Source organism: Mameliella sp. AT18 (genome assembly GCF_028807275.1).
GTDB lineage: Bacteria > Pseudomonadota > Alphaproteobacteria > Rhodobacterales > Rhodobacteraceae > Antarctobacter > Antarctobacter albus.
Map to the genome: position 1 here is coordinate 1 of NZ_JARAMO010000331.1, position 16,827 is coordinate 16,827.

The window sequence follows — 16,827 nt, forward strand, 5'->3', positions numbered from 1 at the left end:
AGCGGCACAAATCCGTGACAGGTCCACTTTCACCGCGCCGAAATCGCGGATGATCGCCAGCTTCTGTTTCTGGTCGAGGTAGTCGCCGATGTCGTGGAAGAAGATGCGGCCTTGCTCTTTGGCATATGGGTTCTTAACAAAAATATTGATCCCAATTGGTGATCGGCTGCCCGAACCAAAGACCTTGCCACCTTCCTTACGCGACCGTTCCCCGCTGGTGCGTTGATTGCCCCTAAGATGGAACACATAGAGGTCGGTAAACTCCTCCGCGAGGCATGCGCGCATACCATCTGAAACGTTACTGTCGATCCACCCAGCACTCGTAACAAACCCGATGACACCTGCATTGCCAATTCTATCCGAGGCCCAACGAATAGCCCTTATGTAGCTATTATAGAGAGCGTTTTTGTTGGTCGCGGTGGACTTTGCTGCATAGGAGTCGCGGATGCTCCGATCCAGCTCGTCATAGCTTACATTAGCGTTGTTGTCGTTGGCGCTTTCCTGCCCCTTGGAATACGGCGGGTTGCCCACGATCACCCGGATATCCAGCTCCTTCTGCCGGGTCCGGCGTTCGGAGTTGTCAGGCATGTAGAGCGCCAGCTCGTCCTTGCCCTCATACATCTGGAAGGTGTCGGTGAGACAGATTCCTTCGAAGGGCACATACTCGTTCTTCTTGGCCTCGCCCTGGTAGACCGCCTCGATGTTGATCGCGGCGATGTAGTAGGCCAGCAGGACGATCTCGTTTGCGTGGATCTCGTGGCGATATTTGTGCTCCAGCTCCTCGGGCGCGATTAGGCCCGATTGCAGCAGCCGCGTGATGAAGGTGCCCGTGCCGGTGAACGGGTCCATGATGTGGACGCCACGCGAGCCGAGGGTCTGGCCGAAGTGCTCCTGCAACATCTCGTTGACCGAGTGCAGGATGAAGTCGACGATCTCGACCGGCGTGTAGACGATGCCCAGCTTCTCCGTCGTGCGGGGGAAGGCGTTGCGGAAGAACTTGTCGTAGAGCTCGACGATCAGACGCTGTTTGGCTTGAGGATCGCTGATCCCGTGGGCGCGGTTGCGGACGCTGTCGTAGAACTTTTCGAGGTCCTTGGTTTCCTTGTCGATGTGGTTCTCGTCCAGAACGTCCAGCACCTGCTGCATGGCACGGGAGACGGGGTTCTGGTCGGTGAACTGGTGCCCGGCAAAGAGCGCCTTGAAGACGGGACGCGTGATGAGATGCTGGGCCAGCATCTCGATGGCGTCCTGCTCGGTGATGCTGTCGTTCAGGTCGTCGCGGAGCTCGGCGAGGAAGTCGTCGAAGGCCTTGCGGGCGTTGGTGCCGGGTTCGGCCAGAATGCCGGTGATGCGCGAAATGTGCCGCTGCGCGATCTCGGCGATGTTGGTGGCCCAGTCCTCCCAGTAGTCGCGGGTGCCACACTTCTTGACGATCTTGGCCATGATGGCCTTGGAGAACTCGTCGATGAAGAGTTCGTATTGCTCGGCGCTGGGGCCCTCGATCACGATATCCCCGGTGTCGCCTCCTTTGCCCAGCCCGGCCTGCGGTTGCGCCTTGCGAGTTGGCAGCTCGGTCACCTCGTGGGTGATGGACTTGAGCTCTTCGGATTCCTTCGTGACCCCGACGATCTCGATCCGGTCGGATACGTCCTGCCCAAGCGACGCCTGGTTGATTGTGCCGTCGAAGCGTTCGTCGTGGGCTCGGAGGGCGTTCAGGATCTGCCAGACAACACGATACCGCTCGTTGTCCTGAAGCGCGACTTCGGGCTCCACCCCCGCCGGGACGCCGACTGGAAGGATGACGTAGCCCATTTTCTTCCCCTCGGCGCGCCGCATGACGCGGCCGACCGACTGCACCACGTCGATCAGGGACTTCCGTGGGTGCAGGAACATGATCGCGTCGAGCGCCGGCACGTCGACGCCCTCGGAGAGACAGCGGGCGTTGGTGAGGATGCGAGCCGTGTTGCCGTCGGCGTCGGCCTTGAGCCAGTCCAGAAGCTGGTTGCGGGACTTGGCATTGAAGGTGCCGTCGACGTGCTCGATCTCGATGTCGAGGCGGTCCGGCGACGAGGGCGCGTCGTCCTCAATCATCGCGTCATCACCGGTGTACTCGGCTACGACATTGGCGAACTCGTCACGGATCAGCTTGGAGGCGGCGATGCTCTTGCAGAACGCCAGGCCGCGCCTCATGGGCTGCGGGTCGAAGGATATGTCTTGTTTCAGGTCCTGCTTGGTCAGCGCCTTGTAACAACCGATGATCTTGGTGGCGTCGTCGAGGTCGAGTTCCGAATTCTGATCCGCCAGGCGTTTCTGCACGCTGGCGCTGACCAACCCCTCGTCCATGGCCAATACGATGACCTTGTAGTCGGTCAGCAGGCCCTTCTGCACGGCCCAGCCGAAGCCCTTGTGGAGCAAGGTTTTGCCGTAAAGGTCCTCGTCATCCATCGAGGCCAGAACAGCAGCTTCTTCGTCGGCCCGTGTCTTCACGGCGTCGCCAAAAATCCTGGGCGTGGCGGTCATGTAGAGGCGCTTGCGCCCCTCGACGCAGGCATCGTCGTGGATACGGACGAAGTTGGAATCTTCCTCGCCGGCCAGCGTCGCGCCGGTCGTGCGGTGCGCCTCGTCGCAGACGATGAGGTCGAAGGCGGGGAGGCCAGCCTTCTGCGCGGCATCCAGCACCCCGATGGACTGGTAGGTTGAGAAAACGACCGTCATCCGCTCCGGATCATCCTGACCGGCCTTCTCGACGAGGCGCTCGGGGTTCGTCGTGGCCGGGAAGGCGAGATCGTGCGCCTCGATCTCGGCCGCGTCGTCGTTAGAGACACGGCGCTTGCCGACCTGCGCATCGGAACACACGGCAAAGGACCGGAGAGGGATCTCCGTGTCGTTCGTCCATTCCCGAACCGTCTGGGACATCAAGGCGAGGGAGGGAACCATGAACAGCACGCGACCGCCCTTGCCGACGAGATCCTCCGCGATCTTGAGAGAAGTGAACGTCTTGCCGGTGCCGCAGGCCATGATGAGCTTGCCGCGATCAGCTTCGGCCAATCCTGTGCGCACGGCCTCCAGCGCTTCGATCTGGTGAGGTCTGAGGGATTTCTTCGCCGATAGGATGGCTTCACCGCGAATGCCGAAGATCGTCCAGTCGATCGGACTCTCGCGGAGATGCGTGAGGGACAGGCGAACAACCGGGATGCTCTGACCGGCGATCATCTCCTCGGCGTTGGCACCCCACGGAACCTCCGTGGTGTCGATGACGACGCGTCGAACGAAGGGCGCCTTGCCCGACGCCGAGATGAAGCTGTCGATGTCCGCTTTCTGGATCCGGTGTTGAGCCCCGTAGAACTTGCACTGGATCGCGGCGAAGCCCTCTTCGTTCCGTAGCTTCGCGACGAGGTCGATGCCCACGTCCTTGCCGTTCCAGCCGTTCCGGACGGCCCAATCCGACCATGACCAGACATCCGCGTATTCCTCTGACTGAACCGGGTCAGCGGTCAGGTAGGCGCAGGCCAGACGCTCGAGGTAAGTGCCTTTTTCGCGCTCTGTGACCGCAGCGTCCCGATAGGACTGAAGGAGATCGTCAAGTGCGGTCATTTCCAGTAACTCTCCGAAACCATGTGTAAAATGGCGCGCGCTGCGCAGCCGCGACACTTGTCAAGCTATGCAATGATCACCGTCCGCCTCAACCGCAAACTACGAACGGCGGGCTGGAACTTTTTCATTTGGAACTGAGTGAACGAACCGCGCGGCCAAACGGGCGACGTCGCCGACATTTTCAATTGGGCCTGCAGTAGCGCGGGCAGGTGGCGAAGGTCAAAGAGGAGCCGCTTGCCCTTCAAGACAAGAAATCCCGTGCTGGGCCAACTCTGGAGCGGTTACAGTAATACCAAAGGAAATCGAACGGCGGCGGGTGAATGTTGCTGGGCTGAATTGTAACCTCCGGAATGTCGTTCACGATGAAATCGAGAAGGTTATTTGTCGAGCGACCTCGGCCATGCGTCGGCTCGCAAGATGTCGAATTTTCTGCGCTGGATGTGCCGCAGCGGGCTGGTTCGTGAGGCTGTCGCTCAGACGTCTTTCGCTGGGACCGAACCTTGGGTCGCAAGTTGAAACGGTGAAGTGGTGCCCTTCCGCCGTGCGGATAGCCTTCATGCTTCCGTTCCGCGTTGTAATAGCGGAGCCATCCATGGAGCGCCTGATCGAACTCGTCCACGTTTGGTCGAAAAGTGTCGACATCAAGAAGCTCAAAGAATTCGTTTGAAATTATTTCTTGGAACCTCATTAGGCAACATGACCGATGATTTCGCACTATGAAGTTTTGAGACAGATAAATATGGAAAAGAAAGTGGTTATTGTCATACGCGAGACTTGAGTTGTCCGACTTCTCCATTCCTTCGAACAAGTATATGGACTGAACCTTACATCCCCATCCGTGATAGAATCGCGCAATCTGGTGGTTTAGCTTCTGTAGCGCCTTTTCTTTCTTATCGTCATTCGTCACAACGCAAAACACATATCCAGTCCAGACATCGAGGACGGTGAACAGCAACATATCGCTCGGAGAGATGCCAACGCGGATCCTCCACGACCCCGCCGCAAGCGCCCATCCGGGGCCCTGGTTCCGGACATTACACTTGGGGAAACACGGATTCCTGCGGTTGACGAACTCGGTCTGCTCGTCGCTCATGCCGTCCAGGGTTCCGCGATCCTCCAAGGCCATCAGGCGGCCCCTCGGTGTCCCGAGACCTTTCCTGTTCAGGATTTTCTGGATCGTCGTTGTCGAGACTTGGCGATCATCCGAAGGCAGGAGTTCCCTCAGCCTGTAACAGCCGAAAGAAGGATGCGCCAAAGCGAGGTCGATTATGGCCTCAACCGTGTTGGCGGGCGTCATCTGCGGATGTGCCGTCTGTTTTCGGGGTGTGGGCTTCAACCCCTGTGTCCCTTGCTCATTCTTTCGACGTTTCCAGTTGTTCAGTGTGTTTCGGTGTAAACCCAGCTCTTGAGCCGCCTTTTTCACGCCAATGGTTTCAGCCAGCTTGAGCGCCGTCCTCCGCGCATCTGGCGTACGAAAAGATGCTGCTTTTGTCACCGTGAAGCTCCGTCTTCTTGAAGCTGGCCCAAGATAGAGGGGCTGCTGAGCGCATCATGCACAATTTATAGGTTGTTGACCACCATAGTCCGGGAAAATTCCGTCTCAGAATTTGGATTAAACTTCAGCGTTTTGCCGTGCGAGTTCCATGCTTGAGGCCATGTTGGCAGCACGACGCATCACTCGCGGCGCACAAAGAAGTATCTCAGCGTTGACCAGAGGACTCGTGATCGGATTCCTTAGCGAGAGAATCACTGAGCAGAAGGAGAAACGCCCAAAGGAAAAAAATTCTTCGTCGCGAGAAAGAGTGGCCAACATTGCTTTTGAAACGAAGCAATCACGGACCGGAGATGATACCCCGATCGGACGTCGCGACTTTCCATAGCTCATCCATTGGCACTGAGTCCCTGGCTCCTTGAAATGTCAGGAGCTTCAAGAGCGGAGCCAGCCCGTATCGGCTGAGCGTCGCCACTAACCCCAAAAATAGACCGCAGCCTTCGGGCGCTGTCGGCCGCCGTGCCGGCAGGCGGCCTCTCTATGCAAAAGGAGAACGAATATGCCGTGTTTTTCGGAGGGAAGAGTGTTGCCTGAACCGTCTCGGGCAGACCGAAGGATCGCGAATGCGTCGAAAGGGCACTGTACAGGCTTCACCGTGCTTGGCGATGGTCCCGGGATGCGAACGGTATCGGAGGCCTGGATCGAACAGTGCCATCTGCAATTGCAGAGCGTGCGTGCAGACGTTGTCGATGTGCGGGAGCAGGTGCGCTTCGTCTATGGACGCCGGGACGAGCTTCGGCATTTCTTCGACATGGTCGTGACGAAAGGCGACGGTCGGCGTATTGCGTGCACAATCAAACCGACGATCGACCTTCAGTCGGGTCGCTTTGTCGAACACATGCGGACAGTCGCGTGGTGGGTACAGGAAAAGAAATTTGCCCATTCGGTCCGGTTGCTGACTGAGCAGGATATTGACGCAAAAGCGCTGCACAACGCAAACATCAACGTCGCGCTTCGTGATCGGGATCCAGATGCCGAAGATGCCGCCCGGGCGCTCGTGGGGAATCTTCAGGGGCGCGTCAGCATCAAGGCCCTGACAGACAATCTCGGTCTCGGAGCACGTGGCTACCGCGCGCTCCTGAAGCTCATTTCTTTCGGTGACCTGCTCGTGCCCCAAAACGAGCGGATAACCCCGGCGACGCTGGTTTCGCGCAAGGAGTCCGTAAGTTGAGTGTTCCATTCAGAATGGTGCCGGCGGACCAGGTAAAGACTGTCGGGACCGGGTTCAGCATCGGCGTGCATGATCGGATAACGATCAACGGCAAAGCCTTTCGTTTGAACAGATACGTCGGCGAAGACGTGGAACTCGTGCCTGCAGATGGGATTGGTCTGGCCGAGCAGTTTCCGATGTCCAATCTAAGCCGCTTGAGCACGATGGGGCGCGTCAAGCATGAGGTCGGGTATTACCTTCCTGCCGATCTGAGGCCGGCGGTGGGGCTGGCAGACGTCAGCTTCAGGGTTTCGGATCTTCCCGATAAGCCAAGGGCACGGTTCTTCAGCCGGTATGCCCATGTAATGGCAGTCGAAGAACTGGGAATTCGCAACAATACCATAGACATTGAAGAGTCCCGAGACAAGATTGAGAAGCTGATCAAGCCTTACTTCCAAGAGGTGGCCTCTCAGCAGCAGATGCTCGAGCACGAACGGAAGAACCGTAGTGATCGGCGCATAGAGAAGGCTGGCCGGAAGCAGCGGGGCGGCAAGCCCGAAGTAACCGTTACCCTGTTCAGTTCGGACACGATCAGAAAGTTTGTCGCTGAATATCGGAAACACGGATTGTCAGCCTTGGTCGACAATCTTTCGCATTCGGGGAACAGGACCTCTGCCTATAGGCCGGAGGTGCTCGGTCTGATGATGGAGCTTGTTCAGGCGAGCTACCTTACAACCGAGAGAAAGACCAAAAAGCAAACCGTCCAAGACGTTCGGCGCGGATTCCGGAAGGAAAATCAGAGGCGCGAGGCTGAGAATAGGGATAAGCTGGCGGCAGAGCGAGTAGAGTTGCTGGATATTCCGGGGCGTGACGCCATTCTCTCAACGATTGGTAAGCTCGACTTTCTGAAGGTCCTTATCGCACGGTGGGGCCGTGATCACGCAATAAAGAAATTACGATCCGTCGCGAAGGGCGTGCAGGTCTCCCGACCTGGTGAACGCGTCGAAATTGATGAGTGGCGAATTGACCTCATATCCATGATCTTTTCTGCAAAACTCAATGAGGTTTTTGGGGAAGACTTCATAAAGGCGTTGGAACTCAACGGGGAGAAAGCGCGCTGGTGGCTGGTTCTCGCAATAGATTGTCGCACAAAGGTCATCCTTGGAGCTAAACTCACCAGAAATCCGACCACCAGTGCAGCACGTGAATGCCTTCGCATGGTGATGAGTGACAAAGGTCAATGGGCAGACGACGTGGGTGCCCTGAGCCCATGGCCCTATGCGGTAATTCCCGAACTACTTGTCTCGGACAATGGCCCAGCCTTCAAAGCAGACCTGTTCAGCAGTACCTGCATGGACTTGGGGATGTCGTTCCTCAGGACAATTGGCGGCATTCCGGGCATGCGCGGGACCGTCGAGCGCGTGTTTTACACGGCAGCTCTCGATCTTATGCCACGGCTTCGCGGACGAACGTTTTCCAATCCAAGGGAGAGGGGTGACTATCCCGCGACAGACCGCGCATGTCTGGACGCGTCAGATGTCGCCTTCGCCTTGGTCCGTTGGATCGTCGATATTTACCACAACTCTCCGCATGCTGGTCTCGGAGGGCTCACACCGCGCGAGCAATGGGAAGCGGATATATCCAACGGCAACTATCCGCTCCGAGCTCTGCCAGACACGCGGAGCAAGAGGCTGGCATTCGGGCTTCGTGACAAACGGAAAATCTCGAGGTCGGGCATCGTTGTCATGGGCATCAAGTATCATAACCGAGAGCTCGGGGCGTGGTTCATCCGGCCCGGATCCAAGGTGGTCGATGTCCGATGGGATGCAGAAGACTTGGGGGCAATTGAGGTTTTCCTTGATGGCGAATGGCGCGAAATTCCTGCCGTTCATGAGCGGTTCGCCGGTGTGAACCTCCACGTCTGGCTGACGAGCCGCCGAGCACTTCGTGCCCGGTCGGCAGGGCGAAAAGCTTGGGACGAGGAGGCGGTGTTTCGAGCGATCGATGAGATCGAGGCTCTTTCCGCGCACAAGGCGGCGGTCTTTGGGCTTCTCGACACGTCGATTTCCGAAAAGGAATTCAAGCACCTCGAAGCATCGCTCTTTTCGTCTTTCGACATTGCCGACGGTGGTTCGCTTTTGGACGATGGAGAGGAACCTGGCCAAGAGATCCCGCCTTGCGAACCCGCTCGCACTGAAAAGCCAGCGACTGCCCAGAAAGCCAAGTCCACCGCCGCGAAGCCCGCTGCGGCATGTTCTCCCAAGCGTGCCAAGCCGGCGCGAGGGGCCGCCAATCCGAAACCCAAGACGATCAATACTAATGTCGTTCCGGCGCCAAAGTGGGTTCCGGTCAAGAAGGAAGTGAAGTGATGAACGATATCGCCAAAATTCGTTCCGAAGTTAAACAACTTCGCGAGATGTATGTTCCAAACGAGCGTGATGCTGAGATACGGCTGCATCTGCTCCGGTGTCTTGATGTCGATGATGCCGGTGAACTGATTCCGGCCCCGGCACGCTATTCCGGGAACGAAGCCCGGGGCGTCATGGTGATAGAGGGTTCTGGCGGAGGCAAGACAACCGCCATCAAATCCGTATTGTCGGAAATCGATATCTTGGCACCCAATCCAGAAACTGGTTGCCCGCGGTACCTTGCGCTTGATGTCCCGCCTTATGCCACCCTCAAAAGTGTGGGAACTGCTATACTCGAGGCCAGCGGAATGTCTGGGGTTTCCGACAAAGCAACGGCTGCCATGGTCTGGAGGGCTGTTCGGCATCGCCTTGCCTTGCTTGGGATTGTCGTTCTTTGGCTCGATGAAGCCCAAGACTTGGTTTTGGGTGACTCTGCGATGGAAACCGAGAAGACATTGCGCATGATCAAGTCGCTGATGAAGGGTGATCATCCGGTGGTTCCTATTCTCAGCGGTACAGAACGACTGGGGGAAGTGATTGGCTATGACCCCCAAGTCTCCCGTCGCTTCACCAAGATTCGTCCCTCCGACCTTGAGTTTGGCGCGGACGAGGGAAGCCTCTTGGGCTTGATTGATGCGTATTGTGCTGAGGTCGGACTCGGGGCTGATCTCGGAGACGACTTGCCCGCTCGCCTAATTCACGCGAGCCGCAGGCGGTTCGGTCGTGCGGTAGTGCTCATCCTCCATGCCATCGAAAGTGCGCTGATGGATGGGGACGAAATACTCACCATCGATCATTTTGCAGTCGCTTGGGTCAAAGAAGACCGTAATGACCCGGACAGCAACGTCTTCCTGGTGTCCGACTGGCTGTCGGTCGAACTCGACCAACAGGCAGAGGAGTATGAGGAAGCTCGGACAAAACGTCAGAAGAAGAAGCTGGAAAGGGTGTGAGCACATGCTGATGCTGCCTACACTCCCACCGATAGCGGGCGAGACCACGGTTTCCTGGTGCTCTCGGATGGCGAGGTTTCATGCCAATCTTGATTGCGCCGATTGGCTGCAAATGATGGAAATCAGCCGCCAGAGCGTGGTTGACACGAACGCTGCATGCGTGGGGCGGCTTTCTGGCCTGACCGGTGTTCCGGCGGAAGACATCGAAGCGTGCGGTGTTCGGCCGGTCGGGAACCGGTCGTTTCGCCACCGTGCCGAGACTTTCGGAGCAAATTTTGCGCTTCGCACACACACGACCTATTGTCCGGCTTGCCTCCTCGAAGACGCGAATGTCGCTAACGCAAGCGGAGATAGCCGCGTTGGCCGTGTCATTTGGGCCTTTTCTCCGGTTCGGACATGTCCACAACATCGCATCGCTCTGCATCGACGGCGCAATCGGGGGTTCTTCGAGCAGTTTCAGGACATGAATCTTGTTGCGCCCTGCGATCCCGAGCTCGAATTGCAAGCAGCGAAATCGCAGCCGAGAAATGCTTCTCCACTGCAGCGCTACATCGAGCTACGATTTCAGGGTTTAGCACAGTCGGACTGGCTGGATGGGCAAGATGCCGATCAGGCTTCACGGGCATGCGAAATAATTGGGGCGTGTATGCTCTTCGGGGCTCACACGAACTTGGACTCTCTCAGTTTTTCGCAGTGGGACGACGCAGGAGCGGCAGGGTTTGAAGCCGCCGTCACGGGACCCTCTGGGATCGGCAAGGCATTGGAAGCGATCGCTTCACAATCTTGGAAGGCCAAGAGGACGTGTGGCGCTCCTGCAGCCTTCGGCTGCTTGTATCGTTGGTTGCAATTCCCGAGGGGTCAGAAAGATCCGGGGCCAATTCGTGATGTTGTGCGCCAACATATCTTGGACACCATGGCTGTCGATCCTGGAACACAACTGTTTGGAAAGGTCGTCGCCAAGCGGCTTCGGCATTCTGTTCCCTCTCTGGCTCGGGAGACAGGCCTCCATCCCGTTACCTTGCGCAGCGCGCTCGTCGAAATCGGCCTCGTGCCTCGCGATGCGAAGGCGAACAGCGGCGTCAGCTTCGAGGCTGAAAAGGGTGAAAAGCTCGCAAGCCGGATGAAAAACTCTATCGCGATCAGTAAGATTCCTTCTTACCTAAACTGTAATCAGACACAGGCACGAATGCTTGTGCGTAATGGTATCATAAAGCAGCTTGCGCCCGGGCGCGGCAAACGTAGTGGGTTATCGTCTCAAGTCTCCAAAGACGATCTTGACGATTTTCTTCTCCGACTTCGTGGTTCTGCCAAGCCGGTGAGCAAGGGCGGTTATGGCATGGTGGACGCCATTGCCGCATCGGAAGTCGTCCGGGAAACCGTCACAGATATCATCAAGCTTGTCCTTGACCGTTCGTTGACGCGCGTCGAAGTACTTCCTGAAGACTTGCGGTTCCGAGCCATTTTGGTCGATCCGGACGAAATCAGAGCGGTCATGTCCCGAAAATCTGCTATGGTCGGTCACACCGTGCGTGAGGTCAGCGAACGGCTAAGAATTCCTGTGTCCGGAATAAACTGGCTCCAAAAAACGCTGGATTCTGATGGACGACCCTTCTTGACTTCGAAGAAAATCAAGAATGCACGAGGATCGATCCGTGAGCGATTTCCAGAGGAGGATGTCGCTGAGTTCGAAAAATGCTATGTCTCTTTGGCAAAGTTGGCAAACGAGAATGGTCTATTTCCTCGAACCGTGATGTGGACGCTGAAGCGGGCAGGTGTCGAACCGATCCTTCCCCGAAATCGGTTGAGAGCTTTGGTCTTCCGAAGAGCCGACCTTTGACAAAAGGAAATCCGGACCTCTTCGTAGCCGCCCCTCCGGGCGGCTTTTTTGTATCTTGGCAAACCTTTCCCCGATTTTGTTTGGCACGGCTTTGGCCGTTGCTTTGGCGGCGGTCGCGATAAAATCATGTCCACGCCGATATCACATGTTGATTTCATTGAATTATTTTTGGGCGCATAGATGATTTTGGCTTAACTATTGCCGCGTCGACAGCCTGTGGCGTGCCACGGGACATGACCTAACCGACTCACAAGATCATTATGGCTGAGATGACAAAGAAACGGCCTCGGAGAGTACCCGAGGCCGTTTGCATGTCTGGCTGTGGCGACGCCTAGTGGCACTCTGCGGGGGCAGTAGACCCTAGATGCTGTGATCATTCTCTCTGTTCGCAAGGTTCGACACTGTCTTCAGAGAGATGGTTCGCGGAAGCATGTGGCCAAAGCGATCCTTGCATATTTCTGCTGGGAGTATTGGCTTTCCCGAGCGCGCCGGTCCCCGCGTTGAGGCATCGTCGCCCACTTGAGCCAGACCGCTTCGCTGCCTGAACGTGGGCTCCCGGGGTTCCGAAGCGACATGGTTCTGGTGTGGTCGGGGGCTGGACCGTCGGCAGACCTCGCGGCTGACCAAGGAACGAAACATCTTCCCCAAGGATCTCGGGAAAGAGTCGCAAGGTACCGGGTGGCGGCGGAGTGATTCCTCTGCGGGTCGCGATCCCTGCGCGGCGGCGACGAGGACATTGCCTCTTGCCCCCTCACCCGCTGTTCTTGCGGGATTTGGACCATCTTTGGCCGGATTTCGCGATGGTCAAAGGCCACCGTGAATTTCTCAACATTTGCGTCGACTTATGCGCAGCGCGCTGGAAGCATCCCCTGCCCCCCAGCGGAACTATTGTTGACAATGCTAAAACTTTCCTTCCTGAATTGAACATTACGTGCTAGTCTCCGTCCCAGAGTAGAAGCGAACTTGGCCCCCTGGGACTTTGGTAATTGCTCAGTATTCGTGCAGTTCACCCGGGGCAGACGTGTTGAAAAGGGTAACCATCGCTACTGCTCGGCAATCCCTCTGGGCGAACTGTTTCAAAACGGCTCAAGGAGATCGCCGGTTCGTACTCGCTGCGGACCGCGACAGGGAGGAAGACTCATGAAGGTAATAACAACAGCCACCGCGTTCATTTTGGGAAGTGCGGCGTTTGCCCACGCCGCCGACAAGGTCACGTTTCAGATGGACTGGTTGCCCGGCGGCGACAAGGCAGCCATCTTCGTCTGCCTTGAACGTGGTTTTTGCGAAAAGGCCGGGTTGGAACTGTCACTGGAAACTGGGCGCGGTTCGTCGGAGTCGCTGACCAAGCTTGCCACCGGCAGTTCGGACATCGGCAATGCGGACATCGGTGCCCTGATGGCGGCCCGCGTAACCGAAAAACTGCCGGTGACCGCAGTCATGTCCTACTACAACGAAGGACCGCATGCCTTCTTCACCCTGAAAGGCAATGGCATCGAAAGCTTCGCGGACGTGAAGGGCAAGGATGTCGTGACCTCGCCCTTTACCTCGTCGAACGTCTACCTGCCGCTGGTGCTGCACGACAACGATCTGACGATGGATGACATCACGCTGACCAAATCGGATCCCGGCGCGCTGAACCCGATGCTTGTCACCGGCAGGACAGATGCGGTGATTTCCTGGATCACCGATGTGACCCGGTATTCGCAACAGGCGCAGGATGCCGGTCGCGAGATGATCGTCCTGCCCTGGGCCGATGCCGGCCTGGTGATGTATTCGGGCGCGATCGTCGCATCGGACAAGTTCCTGGAAGAACGCCCTGACGTGGCCCGGCGTTTTGTCGGCGCCCTGCTGGAATCCGTGGAATACATGCGGGCCAATCCCGATGACGCCGCGAAGGCCGTGACCGATGCAGTTCCGGAACTGGACCACGCAACTGCGCTTGGCTCGCTGCAAGACGCGCTTGGGCTGATCTTCAACGATGTGACCGAACGGGACGGTCTGGGTGCCTTTGACCCCGTCCGCCTGAAAGCCACCTGGGAGCGCGTCGCCGCAGCCCAGGGAATGGATCTGGACGCGCTTGATCCCGAAGACATCGTCGACCGCAGCTTCATGCCGGGGAACTGATCATGGCCGTGAATACAAATGTCACTCCGGCCATCCAGTTTACCGATGTCGAAATGACCTTCGACACCCGGGCTGGTGAGCTGATTGCTCTGCAACACGTCAACCTGGCCATCAACGATCACGAGTTCATCGCCGTGCTCGGACCGTCTGGCTGTGGCAAGTCAACGCTGATGCGCATCGTGGCGGGCCTTCTCAAACCAAGCGCCGGCACAGTCTCTGTCCACGGGGAAAACGTGGTCGAGCCGCGCGACGACATCGGCATCGTGTTCCAGAAGCCGACCCTGCTGCCCTGGGCGACGCTCGAGGACAACGTGGTTTTCCCGATGAAGCACAAGTTCGGCCGCGTTACGCAGGAACAGCGAGAGCGAGCACATGAACTGCTGAAGCTGGTCGGCCTGGCCTCCTTGGAAAACCGCCGTCCGGGACGATTGTCGGGCGGCATGCAGCAGCGGGTCGGGATTGCGCGGGCCCTGCTGCACAACCCCGATATCCTGCTGATGGACGAACCGTTCTCGGCCCTCGATGCCCTGACCCGCGAGGAAATGGGTTACGAGTTGCAGAACATCTGGCAGGAACATCGCAAGACCGTGATGTTCATCACCCATTCCATCGTCGAAGCCGTCCTTCTGGCCGACCGGATCATCGTGATGAGCCACGGCCCCGGCGCCCATGTCGCAGAGGACCTGAGGGTCCCTGCGCCACGGCCACGCACCGGAGACTCGATGCGACTGAGCGAGATGCAGGACCTTGTATCCCACCTGCGCGACATCCTGATGACCAAAAAGGTGGCCTGACATGACTGCAACACTGACACGCGTGAACCGTGTTCCCGGGCTGCTGCCCGGGCTGACTTTCCTGATCATCCTCGTGCTGTGGGAAACCTCGACCCGGGTCTTTACCATCCCGACCTTCCTGCTGCCGGCGCCCAGCCGTATCCTGGAAGGGTTCGATGCGGTGACCGTTTCGCGCTGGCTCGCCCATGCCTGGGCGACCCTGCGGGTCGCCATGCTGGGCTTCCTGACGGCCATCGTCGTGTCATTGCCGCTGGCAATAGCGCTGACGCGGTTCAAGCTGGTCTCCAGCGGTATCTATCCGCTGCTGGTTGTGATCCAGTCGACGCCGATCGTCGCGGTGGCGCCCATCATCATCGTCACGATGGGGTCGGGCGACGTGTCGCGAGTGCTGATCACCTTCATGATCTCGTTCTTTCCGCTGGTCGTGTCGATGACCACCGGGATGAAGGCGACACCGGATGAACTGATCGAGCTCAGCCATTCGCTGAAGGCCCCGGCCATCCGCGAGTTCACCCAGATCCGCATTCCCTATGCGATCCCCTACATCTTCTCGGGACTGAAGATCTCGGTAACCCTCTCGGTGATCGGCGCCGTGGTGGCAGAGTTCGTGGCCGCGGAGAAGGGAATTGGCTATTTCATCCAGTTCTCGACCTCGCTGTTCAAGATCCCGCAGGCCTGGGCCGGGCTGGGCATCCTGGTGCTGATGTCGCTGACACTGTTCCAGATCATCGCCCAGACGCAACGCTACTTCTTCCCGTGGAGCTTGCCGCGCGAATCCAAGTAACGCGCAATCCTGTCAATCCAGCGTCCCGGCCGGATCACCGGCCGGGACTTTTGTTTCCCCCGCCAGCACCTGCGAAACCGAGAAGCCCCACCCTGGGCCCAGCAAACGAACGACGACCCATGCCACGACTGACACGCCTCATTCCCTTCATTTTCGTGCTGATCTGGAGCACGGGTTTCATCGGCGCGAAATTCGGCCTGCCCTATATGGAGCCCTTCTTCCTGCTGGTCGTTCGCTACGCGCTCGTGCTTGTGCTCTTCTCGTTCGGATTGCTGCTTTGGCGCAAACGTCTGCTGGCAGTCCATGACATCCCGTCCCAACTGCTGATCGGTGTGCTGATCCACGGCGCCTACCTCGCCGGCGTGTTCTACGCCATCTCCCAGGGGATACCCGCCGGTCTGGTCGCGATCATCGTCGGGATGCAACCGATCCTCACCGCGCTGCTGGGATGGTTCTGGCTGGGCGAAGGCCTGGAACGCTCAGCACTCACCGGACTTGTCCTGGGGTTCGCGGGGATCCTGCTGGTCATCTCCGGCGCCGGGGCCTTGCCGGGGCGCGGTGGACTGGACAGCATCGGGCTGGCCGCAACCGTCCTGGCCCTGCTTGGCATCTCGCTGGGGACCGTGCTGCAAAAGCGTCTGGGGGGCGATGTGCCGGTCCTGGCAGGAACGACGGTGCAGTACATCGGTGCCCTGCTGGCCACGCTGCCGCTCATGCTGTTGTTCGAGACCCGGCACGTCACGCTGACGTGGCCGCTGGTATTGACGATGACCTGGCTGGTCCTTGGGATATCGGTCCTAGCGATCAGCCTGTTGATGGTGATGATCCGCCGGGATCAGGTTGCACGCGTCACCAGCTATTTCTACCTGGTGCCGCCGCTGGCGATGTTGCAGGCGTGGCTGTTCTTTGGCGAGACGATTTCCGCCCTCTCCGGGCTGGGTTCGATCCTGGTCATTGCCGGCGTTTTCCTCGTGATCCGGCGGAACCAGGCAAACGCAGGGCTCGGACGGCCCCAGCCCGCGCGCGGTTAGGCGCTGGCCGGCTTGGTGCCCATCCAGCGCTTGACCGTACCGGCATCCAGATCAAACAGGTCCAGAACCCGCCCGACCGTGTGATCGACCATCTCCTCCAGGCTCTGCGGCCGGGTGTAGAAGGCCGGCACCGGCGGATAGATGATCGCCCCCATCTCTGTCACCGCCGACATGTTGCGGAGGTGACCCAGGTGCAAAGGCGTCTCGCGCAGCATCAAGACCAGCCGGCGCCGTTCCTTCAGCACCACGTCAGCCGCACGCGACAAGAGGTTCGATGTTGTGCCATTGGCGATTTCGGCCATCGTCTTGACCGAACAGGGCGCGACGATCATTCCCATCGTTCGAAAGGACCCCGAGGAGCACCCCGCGCCGATGTCCTTGTTGGAATGGGTGTGATCGGCCAGCGCCTCTAGATCCGCGGCAGTGAAATCGCATTCCTGCGCCATCGTGATGCGCGCGGCGTTGGACATGACCAGGTGCGTTTCGATTTCCAGCGCGCGCAGCACCTCGAGCATCCGCTTGCCGTAGATCACCCCGGAGGCCCCGGAGATTCCGACGATCATCCGCCTTGGCTGTGTCATGTCCGGTTCCCTTTCCTGCCCT

At 58.4% G+C, this 16,827-nt stretch carries 11 protein-coding genes; 8 read left to right on the forward strand and 3 right to left on the reverse strand.

Annotated features, from left to right (window positions below; translation table 11 throughout):
- Together PVW46_RS28235 and PVW46_RS28240 are read right to left on the reverse strand one after the other, a co-directional pair.
- On the reverse strand, nucleotides 1-3,594 hold a 3,594-nt coding region (locus tag PVW46_RS28235), incomplete at its 3' end, for a DEAD/DEAH box helicase (RefSeq protein WP_274578297.1).
- A 241-nt stretch (nucleotides 3,595-3,835) separates the two neighbouring features.
- Nucleotides 3,836-5,089, reverse strand: a complete 1,254-nt coding sequence (locus PVW46_RS28240) for a helix-turn-helix domain-containing protein (protein ID WP_139132220.1) — start codon at nucleotides 5,087-5,089, stop codon at nucleotides 3,836-3,838.
- 652 nt (nucleotides 5,090-5,741) lie between these two features.
- Between PVW46_RS28240 and PVW46_RS28245 the strand changes: the two genes are divergently transcribed.
- From PVW46_RS28245 to PVW46_RS28280, 8 genes are all read left to right on the forward strand, one after another.
- Complete coding sequence (locus PVW46_RS28245) at nucleotides 5,742-6,317, forward strand: hypothetical protein (protein WP_069208069.1); 576 nt, start codon at nucleotides 5,742-5,744, stop codon at nucleotides 6,315-6,317.
- Nucleotides 6,314-8,665: a TnsB C-terminal domain-containing protein gene (locus PVW46_RS28250; protein WP_139132218.1), complete on the forward strand. Its 2,352-nt coding sequence runs from the start codon at nucleotides 6,314-6,316 to the stop codon at nucleotides 8,663-8,665. The genes PVW46_RS28245 and PVW46_RS28250 overlap by 4 nt, the downstream gene beginning before the upstream one ends.
- Nucleotides 8,665-9,654 (forward strand): TniB family NTP-binding protein, encoded by a 990-nt coding sequence (locus PVW46_RS28255; protein WP_069208067.1) that lies wholly within the window; start codon nucleotides 8,665-8,667, stop codon nucleotides 9,652-9,654. Before PVW46_RS28250 ends, PVW46_RS28255 begins: the two co-directional genes overlap by 1 nt.
- Before the next feature lie 10 nt (nucleotides 9,655-9,664).
- Complete coding sequence (locus PVW46_RS28260) at nucleotides 9,665-11,491, forward strand: TniQ family protein (protein WP_274578302.1); 1,827 nt, start codon at nucleotides 9,665-9,667, stop codon at nucleotides 11,489-11,491.
- Between the two features lie 1,140 nt (nucleotides 11,492-12,631).
- Nucleotides 12,632-13,615: an ABC transporter substrate-binding protein gene (locus PVW46_RS28265; protein WP_052244684.1), complete on the forward strand. Its 984-nt coding sequence runs from the start codon at nucleotides 12,632-12,634 to the stop codon at nucleotides 13,613-13,615.
- A gap of 2 nt (nucleotides 13,616-13,617) precedes the next feature.
- Entirely contained in the window at nucleotides 13,618-14,409 is a 792-nt protein-coding gene (locus PVW46_RS28270) for an ABC transporter ATP-binding protein (protein WP_043144674.1), read from the forward strand.
- Between the two features lies 1 nt (nucleotide 14,410).
- Nucleotides 14,411-15,193, forward strand: a complete 783-nt coding sequence (locus tag PVW46_RS28275) for an ABC transporter permease (protein ID WP_069208065.1) — start codon at nucleotides 14,411-14,413, stop codon at nucleotides 15,191-15,193.
- Nucleotides 15,194-15,312: 119 nt separating this feature from the next.
- Nucleotides 15,313-16,224 carry a DMT family transporter gene (locus tag PVW46_RS28280; protein ID WP_069208064.1) on the forward strand — a complete coding sequence of 304 codons (912 nt, stop codon included), beginning with the start codon at nucleotides 15,313-15,315 and terminating at the stop codon, nucleotides 16,222-16,224.
- On the opposite strand, the gene PVW46_RS28285 is transcribed toward PVW46_RS28280, so the two are convergent.
- Complete coding sequence (locus PVW46_RS28285; protein WP_069208063.1) at nucleotides 16,221-16,805, reverse strand: UbiX family flavin prenyltransferase; 585 nt, start codon at nucleotides 16,803-16,805, stop codon at nucleotides 16,221-16,223. The genes PVW46_RS28280 and PVW46_RS28285 overlap by 4 nt on opposite strands.
- Between the last annotated feature and the right edge of the window lie 22 nt (nucleotides 16,806-16,827).

Bases quoted from the DNA above. Each gene is read 5' to 3' on its own strand.
- PVW46_RS28255 (WP_069208067.1), top strand. From the start codon at position 8,665: ATGAACGATATCGCCAAAATTCGTTCCGAAGTTAAACAACTTCGCGAG.
- PVW46_RS28260 (WP_274578302.1), top strand. From the start codon at position 9,665: ATGCTGCCTACACTCCCACCGATAGCGGGCGAGACCACGGTTTCCTGG.
- PVW46_RS28265 (WP_052244684.1), top strand. From the start codon at position 12,632: ATGAAGGTAATAACAACAGCCACCGCGTTCATTTTGGGAAGTGCGGCG.
- PVW46_RS28270 (WP_043144674.1), top strand. From the start codon at position 13,618: ATGGCCGTGAATACAAATGTCACTCCGGCCATCCAGTTTACCGATGTC.
- PVW46_RS28275 (WP_069208065.1), top strand. From the start codon at position 14,411: ATGACTGCAACACTGACACGCGTGAACCGTGTTCCCGGGCTGCTGCCC.
- PVW46_RS28280 (WP_069208064.1), top strand. From the start codon at position 15,313: ATGCCACGACTGACACGCCTCATTCCCTTCATTTTCGTGCTGATCTGG.
- PVW46_RS28285 (WP_069208063.1), bottom strand. From the start codon at position 16,805: ATGACACAGCCAAGGCGGATGATCGTCGGAATCTCCGGGGCCTCCGGG.